This window comes from Undibacterium sp. Di24W (genome assembly GCF_049340325.1).
In the GTDB taxonomy this organism is placed as follows: Bacteria; Pseudomonadota; Gammaproteobacteria; order Burkholderiales; family Burkholderiaceae_D; genus Undibacterium.
In genome coordinates this window covers 14,839-29,210 of sequence record NZ_JBMPOP010000012.1, presented here as the reverse complement: position 1 = coordinate 29,210, position 14,372 = coordinate 14,839, and the positions used below count along the sequence as shown (strand labels likewise).

The following is a 14,372-nucleotide window of genomic DNA, read 5'->3' as shown; positions in this document are numbered from 1 at the left end:
TCTAGTTCAATTCCGACTCAATATCTATTGATCATCGAACCAATTGGTTAATCTCAATAATCGGCATCAAGACAGCCAATACGATCAACAATACAACTACCCCCATTGCCAGAATCAATAGAGGCTCCAGCATGCCCGCAATCGTTAAAGCACGACGTTCTAAATCCTGCTCTTGTGCAGACGAAGCGCGCTCCAACATAGCGGGCAATTCGCCAGTCACCTCACCGGCGCGTATCATATGAATCAACATCGGTGGAAAATGCTTATTAACAGACAAAGCCCGCGCCAGACTCACCCCTTCGCGCACGCTATTGGTCGCTTCTTCAACCTGTGCCCGCATCGCGACATTGGATAAGGTTTCACGACTCGTCTGCAAGGCCTTTAAAATTGGCACACCTGACCCCGTTGTGATCGACAAAGTACTGGAAAACCGAGCGGTATTCAAACTGCGTTCGAACTTCCCATACATAGGCGCGTTAAGCAACCAAGTATGCCAACGCATCTTGATTTGTGGATTCCGTAGCGCTTTGCGACAGACAAACACAAGACCGACTATGACTACGGCGACGATCCAACCATAGACACGTACAAAGTCCGAAATCGCCAACATAATCACCGTCAGGATAGGTAACTTTTGCTTGGTATTCGCAAATACCGAAACAATTTGCGGTACCACGTAGGTCAGCAAGAAAATCACAATAGCAAATGCAACGACCGTCACGATTGCGGGATAAGTAAATGCCAGTTTCACTTTTTGCGTTAAGGCATTGCGACGCTCAATATAGTCAGCCAAACGCGACAATACGCGCGATAATTGTCCGATTTGCTCGCCCGAAGCGACCAGCGCGCAATAGATATCGGCGAAATCATGTTGATGCTGCTTTAAGGCATCCGATAAAGAAGAGCCCGCCAAAATTTCAGACCGAACGGATGCGATCAGATCACGTATGTACACACGTTCGGCTTGTTCCAGCAAAGCAGAAAATGCCTGTTCTAATGGCAAACCTGCTTCCAATAAGCTCGCTAATTGGCGCGTAAATAAAGCTAACTCCACGTTAGACAAATGTTCGCCAAAAAAAGCACGAGATTTTTTGGCATCACTACCCGCCTGGGTCGTGATGAGTTCTACGGACACCGGAACCAGGTGTTGATTACGCAAATCAGAACGCGCAGCACGAGCACTATCTGCGGTGAGCACACCTTTTTTGTTCCCGCCTAGTTGATCTATGGCTTCATAACGAAATGCTGGCACCTTGCTATACTCTCTCTTGTCTATTTTCGTAGGTTCTGATCAAAGTTCGCGCTATTCTTTTGTGACTCGTAATAGCTCTTCGCGTGTGGTTACGCCGGCGTCCAACCAGCGTTGCCCATCTTCACGCATAGTTTTCATGCCATCGCCTTGTGCCGCCAGACGGATCTCTGCCTCAGAAGCTTGATGATGAATTTGCGCTGAAATTGCTTCCGTTGTTAGCAGCAACTCGTACACACCAACCCGTCCTTGATAACCAGTATGACCGCAATGCTCGCAACCAACCGACTTCCACACGCCCGCGTCTTGCACTTTGCAATGCGTACACAACTTGCGCACCAGACGTTGCGCTACCACGCCTAATAAGGAAGAAGATAAGAGGAATGGTTCTATACCCATATCTAACAAACGAGTTACCGCAGCGGCAGCATCATTCGTATGCAAAGTCGCCAGTACTAAATGACCAGTCAACGAAGCTTGCACAGCTATTTGTGCCGTTTCCAAATCTCGGATCTCACCGATCATAATGACGTCGGGATCTTGCCGCAAAATCGCCCGCAAGGCTTTCGCAAAGCTCATATCAATCTTGGTATTTACTTGCGTTTGTCCTACGCCTGCCAATTCATATTCGATAGGATCTTCGACGGTAAGGATATTCGTAGTACCAGCATTCACACGTGACAGCGCGGCGTAAAGAGTGGTGGTTTTACCAGAGCCTGTTGGCCCCGTCACCAGAACGATGCCATGCGGCTGCGCAATCAAATGATCAAACTGCGTGAGCACTTCTGCACTCATACCAAGATGCGTCAAATCCAACTTTCCTGCTTCTTTGTCCAGCAAACGCAATACAGCACGTTCGCCATGTCCGGTTGGCAGGGTTGAAACACGCACATCAACTGGTTTACCACCGATACGTAAGGTAATACGACCGTCTTGCGGTAAACGTTTTTCAGCGATATCCAACTGCGCCATAATTTTGATACGCGACACCAAAGAGGCATGAATCGCTTTCTTAGGTCGGATCACGTCGCGTAAAGCACCATCGACACGGAAGCGCACAACTGAAATTTGCTCAAATGGCTCAATATGGATATCTGAAGCACCTTCGCGCAAAGCCTGAGTCAGCAAGGCGTTGATCATACGAATGACTGGTGCATCATCGGCAGACTCCAACAAGTCTTCGATTGCCGGCATATCTTGCATCAGCTTGGCCAAATCCATATCAGACTCAACCTCGCCGACAACATCGGCAGCATCACCTCCGGAACCCGCATAAGCTCGCGCAATTTCTAGCAGTAAGTCGGCATGCGGCATAACCTGCAATTGCACCCGTCCAAAACGACGCCCTGCTTCCAACACCGCACTTTGCTTAGATTGCGTCGATACTTTTAACTCGACAGGTGAACCTTCCAAGTCATCTCGGCGATTCGCCAAAATCGAAAAATCTCGGGCGAAGGCAAATGGCAATAATCGATTTTCTGACATACGATTTACTTGCCTTCTGATTCTGGTTTTGTAGGTGACAATACACCAGGGCCGTTTGGCACTAGCAACTTACCTTTTTCCATTTTTAGCAAAGACGAGTTATTTTCACTTTCGATACCCCGCAAATATTGCGTACGTAAATAGTCATAGCGATCTAAGGAGACGCTATTACTTTGTTCAGCGTTACGGATGACTGTAGGACGTAAAAACACCATCAAATTAGTCTTTTTTCGTTCCTGTTTTTTATACTTAAACAGGTTGCCGATAATGGGAATATCTCCCAAGAAACTGACTTTCTCAACACCCTCTTTCGTATCATCGCCAATCAGGCCACCAAGTGCAATAATTTGCCCATCCTCAGCTAAGACGTTGGTCGACAGAGAACGTACATTAGTGATGATACCTGCTGGATTTGATGTGCTATCAACATTAGAAACTTCCTGAACGATTGCCAGCTTCACGGTCCCCCCCTCAGAAATCTGAGGCTTCACTGTCAGTTTAATACCAACCTCTTTGCGATCAATCGTCTGAAAAGGATTGGCGCCAGCGGTACCTGAAGTTGGCGAAGTAAATTGACCAGTAATAAACGGAACGTTTTGACCAACTACAATTTTCGCCTCTTCATTATCGAGTGTGACTAAATTAGGTATCGACAAAATATTTGAGCTACCATCGGTTGCCAGGGCATGCGCCAAAGCACCTAAACCTAACTGTCCATTAATTTGACGAAACAATCCAACGGTCATACCAGCACCTGGTAATACAGACCCAACTTTACTGACATTACCTGCGGCCAAGTTCAACAGATTATTTTTTCCCGTAGCATCGAATGAGGTTGCAGCGCCTAACCGGTAGTCACTATTTTTATCACCCGTTGCAGCCATCCACTGCACACCAAACTCATTGCCTCGATCCGCTGTAACTTCAACGATCAGGGACTCGATATAAACTTGCGCGCGACGTGCATCAAGCTGGTCAATCACCCCACGCAGATTGCGATACACAGGTTCGCTCGCCGTAATGATTAAGGTGTTTGTCGCTGCATCGGCCTGAATAAATCCACCGCTACCACCAGAAGAACCTTGCGAGCTGCTAGAAGAACTGACAGGCAAGCTTAAACCACTTCCGGTAGACGACGAACCACCTAAAGGCTGAGCAGCGCTATTGTTAGGACTCATCCCTGTATTAGACAAACTACTACTGCTACCCGAATTGCTAGGCAATGAAGTATCGCCACTCAAAATAGAACGCAATGTTTGAGCCAACTTCACAGCCTCGGCATTTTTTAAATACACTACATGCACATTACCGGGTAACTCTGTAGGCTTATCCAAACTAGCTACTATTGATTTGACCAAATTACCGCGAGCGATCGAGGGTGCCTTAATTAACACCGCGTTGGTGCGTGAATCGGCAAGAATGATAGTACGCCCCGCATCTGCTGAAACCTGGTTCTCGGTCAGGCGCGTTACTAAGGCCGCGATGTCACTGGCGATTGCATGTTTGATGGGAATGATTTCCAATTCTGGATTGGCAGGCACATCCAACAAAGCGATCACTTCGGCCATCCGACGCATATTATCTGAGTAATCAGTGATCACAATGGTGTTATTACTTGGGCTGACATTGATCACATTATTTGGTGAGATCAAAGGGCGCAAGACCGTTACGATATTGTTTGCGGGTTCATAATTAATACGAAACACTTGGGTGATGATTTGATCACCCTTCACGCTCTTGGGCTGCGTTGGGCCACCCTGCAGTTTGGCATCCGACTCTGGTACAACTTTAGAAAAACCATCCGAAGTCACAACCGCAAACCCTTGCATACGCAAATTGGACGTCAAGAGTTTGAATGCCTGTTCTTTGGTCAGCGGCTTTTCCGCCACCAACGTTAATTGTCCTTTAACGCGAGGATCAATCACAAAAGTGGTACCCGTGTAATGGCCAACTGCCTTAATCACGGATTCAATGTCAGCATTTACAAAATTCAAACTGGCGGCGTCACGCGCGACATCTTGTGCCATAACGGTATAGGGCAACACAGTGCTCAAACTCAGTGCGGTCAAAGCCACGCCACTGACGACGATGTTTTGCCATCTTTTTTGCATTGCAGAGACTACACTTAATTTATTCATTAACTTATCCGTCAATACGTCAGCTTGTGTCGATGTTTTCATTTTGTTCTTCATACTATTGGACTCACTTATATTCTAAAGCGATGATTTGTTTGTCACCTTCTTGGCGACGTCTCCCCAGCAAATTCAATAGATTTGCCATTTTTTCTTCTTGCCCTGGTTCAGCATAAGCTTTACCAGAAAACTGAAACTTCCCTTGATTTAGCTTACCAATTCCCTCTAGCATCATGGGTCCTTTACTAGTCGTCAAATCTAAATCAGCAACATCACCGCGCCATTGCATCGTCACTTTATAACTACCCAGTGGCTTAATCGAAGATACTCGTGAAGCCATTTCGCTCATTTCTAGTTGGACTCTTCCATTTAGCATTATTTTTGCGTCGATTTGCATCATATCCAGATTGCCCCAACTCAGTAAAATCTTGCCAGTAGGGCCTATCGTATTTAAAGGCGCGCCCAAGCCCTCCAAGCGCTCTGAAGGCAAATTCAAACCCGCTGGACTCACTCGCCACTGGGTAAAATTTCCGGTCAATTGCACCGGCGCCGACAATGCCGACGAATTTTCCACGTCTACCGACAATTGCCCCAACAAAATCATGGGAGAAATTTTCCAAGCAAAACGACCTGGGAATAAAGGTGTGACGGCCGAATTTTTATCAGCCGCGACGCCAACAAAGGCCGAGCCACGCCAAAAACTTCCTTGCACGTCCCCCAACACGATTCTTCCAGCGGTTTGTTTTTCGATTGCCAGTCCAACCCAACTCGCAGGCAAAGAAAACAACACCGTCGCAACGACACTCATAACAGCAACGCTCAGCCACAGTAAAACTTTTTTTCTCGACATCTTAATTATTCACTCTTTGTTGGCGCAAACTGACCACAACGCTCACCTGTCCCGGTTCGTTGAGTGCCGTCAATTTGATATCATCAACTGTCAAGCGCGTTGCTCTTTGCATTTCCAAAATCCACTCCATCAGATTGGCATAAGCCACGACATTAACTTGAAAGCGTACCGCATCATTGACTACCGTCAGAGACTGCGTTTTGATATTTCTGCGTGACAAACTTGCTTCAATCGACTCACGGCTTACCAAAGGTACCGATTCTGTCATTGACTTAGACAGTTGCACGTATTGCTCTGCCATCATGTTCATACTCGCAGCTTGTTGTTTCAACTTGGGCGTAAATTCACTCAAATTTTTTATATTGCTCAACGCTGGTTGAATACCAACCAGGTATACGATGCTCGCAATAATAAGCAACGCCACCACCAACAAAATACGCCGTTCGCGCAATTCACGTTTATTCCAGTGATCAAGCAATTCATTTAAAAAAGCCATCTGTTTCATCGCGCACCACCTGCATCTACCGTAATTTTCAACACAGCTTCTTTGACATCTAAAGTGAGATTTCGCTCTTTCAAACCAGCACGTAATCGCTCAATGGGGACCTCAGCGATATTTTTGGGTATCACGTATAAACTGCGATCTTTGTACTCGATCGTTGTTACACCAGCGACCGGCAATATACCGACGGTCTGATCCCAAACCTGTGCAAACAGTCCACTCAATACCAAAAAATCATCATTACTCGACTGCCCGGTCAATTTTTTTGCCACGTTGATTTTTTGCTGCATTTGGGCAAGCGGATCACGTATCACTGTCTCGTTTGGAAAACTAGTTTTATAAATCGCTAGTACAGAACTGCGAATCGCATTCGATTCACGTTGCAGAGTCCACCACTCCCAATTCAAACCAAAGACACTTACCGCTACTGCACAGCCCAAAAAGATAAGCGACCAACGCCAACGCAACCAATCAAAGGCTTTCTTACTCTCTAGCTGCAAACTTGAAAATAAATCCAAGGATTTCGATGAAATAGAGGCTAACTTAATCTTCCAATCGGCGGGATAAAACTGTAAGACTCTATCTTGCAGTTGAAAGCTGGTCTTCTGCAATTCAGCTATCAGTGCAGGCTCACCATAAACACTCAGGTCACCTTGCGGTGCCAGTAATTGCACGGCACTCCACACAGCCTGACTTAAAGCATCAGGTTTCGAGGTAGTTTGATGAGCATCAAGATAGAACCCTGCAACTTGTTGGTCTTCGCTACAAACACTGATATCGACACTTTCATTGGAAGCGTGTAAAGCTTCAATTAAAACTGAGGTCTGACCCGCATGCAGTGGCAAACCGGTAATCGTGGAATAAGCAGAAATTTTGCGAACTGGAAATTGCTCACCCAACCTGGCAAGCTGTTCCATCCAAGCACGTGACACGATGGCGACGACGCACATACCCTCCACTGGCGGTGCCGCGATGAATAACAATTCAGCCGGATCAGTCAACAGCTGTTCTTCTAACAGATTGGGAAGCGCTAATTTCAACTTAGCAAAAGGCATAGGTGGCACAGCAACCTTTAATACAGTCACGTCACTAGCGGACACCATGAGCACAAGCTGTGCCACGTCTTGCACCAATCCAAGCAAAGAAGCTAGCCCTTGCTTCCCTTGTTGCAAAATATTTTTGTCTGCAGATGCCAAACAATAAGGGAATATAAATTCCTCCCATTTTTCATCAGCACTGATTGCCGCCCTCGCAGGCAATTGTAAATAAAGCGTACTCGCCATGTTGTCCCACATCCCTTGATAAATTGAGTTTCTCTAGTTCTTTTTTATTGATATAAAACGCAGACTCAATTTTTGTACTTCATATGAAAGCTGTTTAATATTAATTCTCTTTTATCCACAAGACTTGCACTCGCGAACCTTCACGCTCAAACAAGGCATTTACTTCCAATAATGACCGATTCAATTTCACTCTGCCATTAATAACAAAATATTTTGTTTTGAAGTCGAGAAATTCGCGTGCATTCTCTGGAACTTTATCCGGAAAATTTAACTTAAACCGTTCAAAATCTAAAAAATAGGTACGGTCACGCGCGGCGATCATTAAAGCAGCATCACTCATACTCACATTCTCCAGGCGCGCAGATAATACCTCCGCACTGGTCGTATTCACATTAATTTTCGTCTCGACTGGCAATACGGTGACAAAATTCTTTAACTGACTAATCATTTGCGGCGTAAAACCGGGCACCGCCAAGAGATCATCGATTTGACTAAATCTTAAGAATTGTACTTCGGAATTCAAACTTGTCGATAGACCAATAGTTGAATCCCCACCAGAATTTATTGCACCTGGCTGGCTGGCTGACTCTACTCCCAGAGATGCTTTATCGCCGCCGGCGCTTCCTGTACTGCTTAATTTGCCAGTGTCAGCCCCTGGCACTGGCGGCCCAACAGGTAAGCGCTCTTGCGTGAGTGCGATCTGAGCCGCAACGTGTTGTGCTAAGCCTGCATCCATGCGTAAATTTGACAAAAGTTTGGCGAAGACAGCTTGCTCTCGCAAATTAACTATGCCATTTTTTGCCAAATTAGTCAGGTTAAACTTCGCTTGAGCGTCGCTAATTTGGCCGGACAAAGATGCTTCACTGTCCTCAGTATCTGACTTACCATTTTCAACATATTGGTCAAGCCGAGTGTCACCCAAATTCACCGCCCAAGGCTCCCCTAAATGATCAACCTTGCTGGTTCGCTCATCTTCCCGCAAAATCAAAGCAGCCCAGTCTAGAGCGCCGCGCAATACCCATTTTTTTTGTAATTGATATCGTTGATTTTCAATCGAACGCACTTGTACTTGTTGCTGCCAAAACAAACTGGCAACGATAGTAATGGCCAATGTTGTTAGCAATAAAGCCGTCACCACAGCAACCCCAGATTGTTGACGCAGGGAGCGGGTGTTTTTCATGCTGCACCCAACAAGAATATCTTCAACAAAGGATTTGCCTGCCCTGCCAATTGCATTGTGACTTCTAAACCTGTTTTTCTTGGCACTTCTTTACCTGCTTTTCCAGCGCCAGGAACAACAGTCTGCGGCGCCGCGATGTCACTACCTGCGACACGCCAGCTATTTTCATCATTGTTCCAAGTCCGCATCTGAAACGCAGTAATGTCGGTCTGCAACTTAACCACTGGCATGTTGTCATTGCCATTGATGGCATTTTGCCAGTAAGAATCAAGCATTTTCAGGTCGCGGGTTGCAATAGATTCGCGGCGCGTAAAGATCCCGTCTTGCATGCGATAAGCAACTACTTGTAATCGAGTCGGTTGATTGTCGTCGTACACCGTGCGTATCAAAATCAATTGCTGTTCAAAAGCGCGCAAGTTTTCTCTGCGAGGCAGAAGAGATTCGCTGACCAAATGCGCACAATCATTTTCCAACTGCACAAAACTGATCTGGGCACCACGACTTTGCTCTAGTTCCCTAGTTAACGTGACTCGCGCACGAATAATACTATCGAGCCCACTCCAACCCATGACTGCGATAATCGCCAAAATAGCGATTGCGACCAATAGTTCGATTAAGGTAAACCCTCGGCGGGTATGTTGAGGTCTATGGTGCATTCGGCACCACCTGGGTTAACTTGGCCAATCGTCTTTGCAAATTACTGGCATCAAATACCAAAACTTCGACTCGCCGGAATGAGGGATTCGGTGTCGACAGCACATGCTCCTCGCAGAGCAAGTTGAGTTCCCCTTGCGAGCAAGGAAAACTACGCTCACCGATTTGTGGCCATTCTTTACCCAATCGAATTTGCGCCAGACGATTTTCAGCAGACCAGTTTGCCATCATGGTTGCACGTAAGCCACTGCTATTTTGCGCCAAGCTTCCAACAGCACGCAAGCTTGCCCCGAGCACAGTGCCAACAATCACCAATGCGACCAATACTTCGAGCAAGGTAAAACCAGACTCGTGTCGACAAACAGAAATACTAACGCGTTTAGCGATCATCGTTTTTTACTCGACTACAAAATGACCAACGCCATCAGCATTAATCGTGACCTGATCTTCAGCAACGCGCAAAATCATTAAGAACGGTCGGCTAACTGGTTCGCGTCCAAAAACAATGCGTAGATTGCGCGCTGATTGTTCGTCATTCGACACGATCTCTAGTTTAGTTTCAGGAAAAGTAAAATCACGACTGCGCAAAGTATCGAGATCTGCCATTTTCTCCCACTTATTGTCGTTCAACACAAGAAATTGGTAACCTTTATCTCTGGCCTCGAACGCAGTTGGACGATTTCTTACTATTGCCTCTTCACGAGCCAACTGCAGTAAGAGGGAAATTCTCTGAGCGTCTGTTTGCAAACGCTGTTTTGTGCTTTGCAGTGCGGTTAAGGAAACCGCGCCCAACATGATGCCCATGATCACCAAAACCACTAATAATTCAAGCAACGTAAATCCACCTTGACGCACGCGCAAAACGGACACCGTCTTTCTTGAATAATCAGAGAATATTAAAGATCCCACGAGCCGATATCAGCATCGTACCCTGCGCCGCCAGGTTGACCATCTTGTCCATAAGAGAAAATTTCCACATCCGACTTCAAACCAGGTGACATGAATTGATAGGGATTACCCCATGGATCTTTCGGCAGTTTAGAAATATAACCTTCCGGTTTATAACCATTTGCAGCAGGACCAGATGTCGGTTTCGTAATCAATGCTTGCAAACCTTGCTCCGTCGTTGGATAACGCTGATTATCCAGCTTATACATTTTCAATGCACCTATCATAGTAGCGATGTCTTGTTTGGCCTGTAGTACTCGCGCATCGTCAGTACGCCCCATTAATCTTGGAACGACCAAGCCGGCTAGGATACCCATAATCACCAAAACGATCATGATCTCAATGAGGGTAAAGCCTTTATTTGAGCCTTTATTTGAGCCTTTAACCAATTTCTTCACTACATTCTTTGTTCGCATACCACTTCCTAATTTAAGTCGACTCTTGATTCAAACGCGTCTTTTGTCACGTTGCTTTTTCTATTCATCCTGCTGACAGCACAAAACAGCTTAAAACATGCAGAATTAACAAAAAGGCGTCGGAGAAATCCTAACATGAAACCAATGAAAAATTTTGATTTCTAAGAACCAAGATGAGTTATTTTAAAATTTACAACATCAACTGTTTGATAACACAAGACATTTAATTTCGCCGAGGATAGCCTTCAGTCAAAATTCTTTCCCATATGACATCCTTTTGATCTTGTGTCATGAACACCCAATCAGCAACTTCCGCCACCGTACGTCCGCAACCGCGACATACGTCATCAAAGGTTGTCGAGCACACGGCAACACAAGGCGTGTCAGGCCGATTATTTTTTTCATTCATTGTTGGCTCCGACTATTATCTTCAAAATATCTTGCCGTCAGCGTGGCGTTCAACGCTGACACTACATGCTCACAATTATACGCAGTAAACTACCGTTTCTCCCCTGAATCATCCCACCACTTTCAGTACGATTTCGTGCACCACCGAAATCAATGAGTAACAAGTCAGAATCTAATCCTCGCTTCAAAATAGGATCATCGCAAGAATTACAAATCAAATAGCCTCCAAAATACAAAACAGTATTGACCAGACCAGTATTCCACCTCAGAATCGCATCTCGATAGATTCATAATAAAAAAATCAATTCATTTTATAGGGAAACTACATGGCACAAGAATTTTTCCAAGCACTGATACTACTCATTCTCGTTACCGACCCGTTTGGCAATATCCCGATTTTTGTTAGTGTACTTTCCAAAGTCGCCCCAGAGCGTCGTTGGCGGGTCGTGATACGTGAATGTGCGATTGCGTTCATATTGCTTTTGCTTTTTATGTTTTTCGGCAAACTTTTTTTAGCCGCACTTCATTTGTCCGAAGTAGCTTTGCGTATAGGCGGTGGTGTGATTCTATTTTTGATTGCTTTACGTATGGTGTTTCCACAAGAAGGTGGCGTGTTCGGTGAGGTTGATGGCGACAATGAACCCTTTATTGTCCCATTAGCGATTCCCGCTCTGGCTGGCCCTTCTTCGTTAGCAACGGTATTGTTATTTTCTTCCGATAGTCGATTAGATGTCGCGATCCACGTTGGTGCACTAGTCGCGGTGGCGATCGTTTGGTTAGTGGTCTTACTCAGCGCTGAACGCATGCAGCGAGTCTTAGGTGAACGCACCATGACAGCAGTCGAACGATTAATGGGTTTGATTTTGACCGCTATGGCCGTCGAAATGCTATTGGCGGGCATACGTGAATATGTCAAAACTTTAGGCTAACTCATTTGAGCATTCAGCCATTCAAACAAGAGCACCAAGTTTAAATAATTTGGTGCTCTTTAAATGCCGCAATTTGGACGGCATCATAACCTAACTGCAGCAACACTTCTTCAGTATGAGCACCTAATTCTGGCCCCAGCCATTTTGTGCTACCAGGTGTCTCAGATAACTTAGGACTAATCGCTGGCAATTTCACTGGGGTGCCGTCTTCAAACTGATGCTGCTCAAACATATCTCGAGCTTGAAACTGTGCATCACTCATCATATCGCGCACAGAATAAATTTTACCAACTGGTACATCTGCCTGACGCAACACCGCTAATGCACTATCGATGGTATGAGTAGAACACCAGGCTTGAATTGCCGCATCAATTTCAACTGTGCGCGGCACACGACCATCATTTCTCTGCAAACCGATATCGTGTGCTAAATCTTGACGATTGATCGCTAACATCAAGCGATGAAAAATCGCATCACCATTACCAGCAATCACAATATTCTCGTTGTCCGAAGTTGTATAAGTATTCGATGGCACAATTCCTGGCAAAGCACCACCTGTGCGTTCACGCACCACGCCAGCAAAGTCGAATTCTGGTACAAGCGATTCCATTAAATTGAATACCGATTCGTACAAAGCGACATCAACCATCTGCCCTCGCCCTGCCACGCACTCCGCACCCGACTTCCCATTCCAACGTCCACCTGTCACATCGCGATGGCGTAAAGCCATCATAGCGCCGATCACGCCATGCAAGGCCGCCACAGAATCACCTATTGAGATACCAACCCGAACTGGTGGGCGATCAGCATGTCCGGACACGTAGCGCAAGCCTCCCATCGATTCACCGATAGCACCAAAACCTGGCAAATCGCGCATGGGGCCTGTCTGCCCGTAACCCGATAGCCGCACCATGATAGTTGCAGGATTTTCCGCTTGCAAAGAGTCAAATCCCAGCTGCCATTTTTCCAAAACACCAGGGCGATAATTCTCTATGATGATGTCGGCGTCAAGTGCCAGCTCACGGGCGATTCTCTGCGCCTGTGGCGTTTTCATATTTAAGGTAATACTTTTCTTATTGCGCGCCTGTACGCTCCACCACAGGGAAGTACCATCTTTTAAGACACGCCAATGACGCAAAGGATCGCCGCCGTCCGGAGCTTCTACCTTGATGACGTCCGCTCCGAACTCGGCTAGCATCCGTGAACAAAATGGACCAGCAATAAGTGTTCCTAATTCAAGAACTTTGACACCCGCAAGCGGGCCAGCTTTTGATTTAGAAGAAGATGAGGAAGCGTTCGCACTCATCAGGTCACCCGACGATCTAACATCGCACGCGCTATCGTACCCGGATCAACATATTCCAACTCCCCGCCCACAGGTACACCACGCGCCAGTCGGCTAACATGCAAACCACGCGCCTTCAAGGTCTCACTGATGTAATGGGCGGTTGCCTCACCTTCATTGTTGAAATTGGTCGCCAAGACGACTTCTTTCACCACTCCATCAGTGGCTCGTCGTATCAGTTTATCCAGATGAATGTCTTGCGGACCAACGCCATCCAATGGCGATAGACGACCCATCAAAACGAAATACAGACCTTTAAACGTCATAGTCTGTTCTATCATCAATTGATCGCTAGGCGACTCCACCACGCACAACATTGAGACATCACGCTGCACGTTAGCACAGGTATCGCACAATTCGTTTTCAGTAAACGTGTTGCAAGAGCGGCAGTTATGCACCATGTTCAGTGCATTCAACATTGCCTTGCCAATTTGCTCAGCGCCTTCCCGGTCATGTTGCAACAAATGATAAGTCATGCGCAGAGCAGACTTTGGGCCCACACCAGGTAAGCGGCGCAAAGCCTCTGATAATTGTTCAAGACTACTCAATGATTTCACGCGCGATCTCAATAGAAGAGGCGCATCAAATGCATACCGATGCGCCTGAATTAGAACAATGTGAATGTAGACAAATAGAATGCTTGATGCTGAATATATCCGTTAAAACGGCATCTTAAATCCAGGTGGCAAAGGCATACCTGCTGTCAGTCCAGACATTTTTTCCTGGCTAGTTGCTTCAGCTTTGCGTACGGCATCATTGAATGCTGCAGCGACCAGATCTTCCAGCATGTCTTTGTCATCCGCTAGTAACGAAGGATCAATCGTGACGCGCTTAACATCATTTTTGCAGGTCATAACTACCTTAACCAAACCAGCGCCAGACTGACCTTCTACTTCAACCAAAGCCAATTGATCCTGCGCTTTTTTCATATTATCTTGCATAGCCTGCGCTTGTTTCATCAAGCCTGCGAGTTGATTCTTCATCATAATTA

At 46.1% G+C, this 14,372-nt stretch carries 16 protein-coding genes; 1 reads left to right on the top strand and 15 read right to left on the bottom strand.

Annotation, left to right across the window (positions count from 1 at the left end; all coding sequences use genetic code 11):
* Window positions 1-31: 31 nt before the first annotated feature.
* From gspF to ACO0KZ_RS19705, 12 genes are all read right to left on the bottom strand, one after another.
* On the bottom strand, window positions 32-1,252 hold the full coding sequence (gspF, locus tag ACO0KZ_RS19760; protein WP_422998418.1) for a type II secretion system inner membrane protein GspF: 1,221 nt from the start codon (window positions 1,250-1,252) through the stop codon (window positions 32-34).
* A 51-nt stretch (window positions 1,253-1,303) separates the two neighbouring features.
* A complete protein-coding gene (gene gspE / locus ACO0KZ_RS19755; RefSeq protein ID WP_422998416.1) occupies window positions 1,304-2,734 on the bottom strand; it encodes a type II secretion system ATPase GspE in 1,431 nt (476 codons plus the stop codon).
* A 5-nt stretch (window positions 2,735-2,739) separates the two neighbouring features.
* A complete protein-coding gene (gene gspD / locus ACO0KZ_RS19750; RefSeq protein WP_422998414.1) occupies window positions 2,740-4,914 on the bottom strand; it encodes a type II secretion system secretin GspD in 2,175 nt (724 codons plus the stop codon).
* Between the two features lie 22 nt (window positions 4,915-4,936).
* The gene (locus ACO0KZ_RS19745) at window positions 4,937-5,716 is read right to left on the bottom strand and encodes a type II secretion system protein N (protein WP_422998412.1); all 780 of its coding nucleotides are present in this window, start codon (window positions 5,714-5,716) and stop codon (window positions 4,937-4,939) included.
* Window position 5,717: 1 nt separating this feature from the next.
* The gene (gene gspM, locus ACO0KZ_RS19740; protein ID WP_422998410.1) at window positions 5,718-6,221 is read right to left on the bottom strand and encodes a type II secretion system protein GspM; all 504 of its coding nucleotides are present in this window, start codon (window positions 6,219-6,221) and stop codon (window positions 5,718-5,720) included.
* Entirely contained in the window at window positions 6,218-7,501 is a 1,284-nt protein-coding gene (gene gspL / locus ACO0KZ_RS19735) for a type II secretion system protein GspL (protein ID WP_422998408.1), read from the bottom strand. The genes gspM and gspL overlap by 4 nt, the downstream gene beginning before the upstream one ends.
* Window positions 7,502-7,601: 100 nt before the next feature.
* On the bottom strand, window positions 7,602-8,681 hold the full coding sequence (gene gspK, locus ACO0KZ_RS19730; protein ID WP_422998406.1) for a type II secretion system minor pseudopilin GspK: 1,080 nt from the start codon (window positions 8,679-8,681) through the stop codon (window positions 7,602-7,604).
* The gene (locus ACO0KZ_RS19725; protein ID WP_422998404.1) at window positions 8,678-9,337 is read right to left on the bottom strand and encodes a PulJ/GspJ family protein; all 660 of its coding nucleotides are present in this window, start codon (window positions 9,335-9,337) and stop codon (window positions 8,678-8,680) included. The genes gspK and ACO0KZ_RS19725 overlap by 4 nt, the downstream gene beginning before the upstream one ends.
* Window positions 9,327-9,725, bottom strand: coding sequence for a type II secretion system minor pseudopilin GspI (gene gspI, locus ACO0KZ_RS19720; RefSeq protein WP_422998402.1), 399 nt, complete (start codon window positions 9,723-9,725; stop codon window positions 9,327-9,329). The genes ACO0KZ_RS19725 and gspI overlap by 11 nt, the downstream gene beginning before the upstream one ends.
* 6 nt (window positions 9,726-9,731) lie before the next feature.
* Entirely contained in the window at window positions 9,732-10,205 is a 474-nt protein-coding gene (gene gspH / locus ACO0KZ_RS19715; protein ID WP_422998400.1) for a type II secretion system minor pseudopilin GspH, read from the bottom strand.
* A 26-nt stretch (window positions 10,206-10,231) separates the two neighbouring features.
* Entirely contained in the window at window positions 10,232-10,699 is a 468-nt protein-coding gene (gspG, locus tag ACO0KZ_RS19710) for a type II secretion system major pseudopilin GspG (RefSeq protein WP_422998398.1), read from the bottom strand.
* 223 nt (window positions 10,700-10,922) lie between these two features.
* Entirely contained in the window at window positions 10,923-11,108 is a 186-nt protein-coding gene (locus ACO0KZ_RS19705) for a DUF1289 domain-containing protein (RefSeq protein ID WP_422998396.1), read from the bottom strand.
* A gap of 325 nt (window positions 11,109-11,433) precedes the next feature.
* Between ACO0KZ_RS19705 and ACO0KZ_RS19700 the strand changes: the two genes are divergently transcribed.
* Window positions 11,434-12,036 carry a MarC family protein gene (locus ACO0KZ_RS19700; protein WP_422998394.1) on the top strand — a complete coding sequence of 201 codons (603 nt, stop codon included), beginning with the start codon at window positions 11,434-11,436 and terminating at the stop codon, window positions 12,034-12,036.
* A 40-nt stretch (window positions 12,037-12,076) separates the two neighbouring features.
* Here ACO0KZ_RS19700 and ACO0KZ_RS19695 read toward each other — a convergent pair whose 3' ends face one another.
* The 3 genes from ACO0KZ_RS19695 to ACO0KZ_RS19685 form a co-directional block, all read right to left on the bottom strand.
* Window positions 12,077-13,342 carry a CaiB/BaiF CoA transferase family protein gene (locus tag ACO0KZ_RS19695; protein WP_422998392.1) on the bottom strand — a complete coding sequence of 422 codons (1,266 nt, stop codon included), beginning with the start codon at window positions 13,340-13,342 and terminating at the stop codon, window positions 12,077-12,079.
* Complete coding sequence (recR, locus tag ACO0KZ_RS19690) at window positions 13,342-13,938, bottom strand: recombination mediator RecR (RefSeq protein WP_422998390.1); 597 nt, start codon at window positions 13,936-13,938, stop codon at window positions 13,342-13,344. The genes ACO0KZ_RS19695 and recR overlap by 1 nt, the downstream gene beginning before the upstream one ends.
* Window positions 13,939-14,040: 102 nt before the next feature.
* The gene (locus tag ACO0KZ_RS19685; protein WP_314860492.1) at window positions 14,041-14,367 is read right to left on the bottom strand and encodes a YbaB/EbfC family nucleoid-associated protein; all 327 of its coding nucleotides are present in this window, start codon (window positions 14,365-14,367) and stop codon (window positions 14,041-14,043) included.
* Window positions 14,368-14,372 lie beyond the last annotated feature (5 nt).

Coding starts and splice junctions, on each gene's coding strand:
- ACO0KZ_RS19745 (WP_422998412.1), bottom strand. CDS start 5,716: ATGTCGAGAAAAAAAGTTTTACTGTGGCTGAGCGTTGCTGTTATGAGT.
- ACO0KZ_RS19725 (WP_422998404.1), bottom strand. CDS start 9,337: ATGCACCATAGACCTCAACATACCCGCCGAGGGTTTACCTTAATCGAA.
- gspL (WP_422998408.1), bottom strand. CDS start 7,501: ATGGCGAGTACGCTTTATTTACAATTGCCTGCGAGGGCGGCAATCAGT.
- gspK (WP_422998406.1), bottom strand. CDS start 8,681: ATGAAAAACACCCGCTCCCTGCGTCAACAATCTGGGGTTGCTGTGGTG.
- ACO0KZ_RS19695 (WP_422998392.1), bottom strand. CDS start 13,342: ATGAGTGCGAACGCTTCCTCATCTTCTTCTAAATCAAAAGCTGGCCCG.
- gspD (WP_422998414.1), bottom strand. CDS start 4,914: ATGAAAACATCGACACAAGCTGACGTATTGACGGATAAGTTAATGAAT.
- ACO0KZ_RS19700 (WP_422998394.1), top strand. CDS start 11,434: ATGGCACAAGAATTTTTCCAAGCACTGATACTACTCATTCTCGTTACC.
- gspI (WP_422998402.1), bottom strand. CDS start 9,725: ATGATCGCTAAACGCGTTAGTATTTCTGTTTGTCGACACGAGTCTGGT.
- gspG (WP_422998398.1), bottom strand. CDS start 10,699: ATGCGAACAAAGAATGTAGTGAAGAAATTGGTTAAAGGCTCAAATAAA.
- gspM (WP_422998410.1), bottom strand. CDS start 6,221: ATGAAACAGATGGCTTTTTTAAATGAATTGCTTGATCACTGGAATAAA.
- gspE (WP_422998416.1), bottom strand. CDS start 2,734: ATGTCAGAAAATCGATTATTGCCATTTGCCTTCGCCCGAGATTTTTCG.
- ACO0KZ_RS19705 (WP_422998396.1), bottom strand. CDS start 11,108: ATGAATGAAAAAAATAATCGGCCTGACACGCCTTGTGTTGCCGTGTGC.
- ACO0KZ_RS19685 (WP_314860492.1), bottom strand. CDS start 14,367: ATGATGAAGAATCAACTCGCAGGCTTGATGAAACAAGCGCAGGCTATG.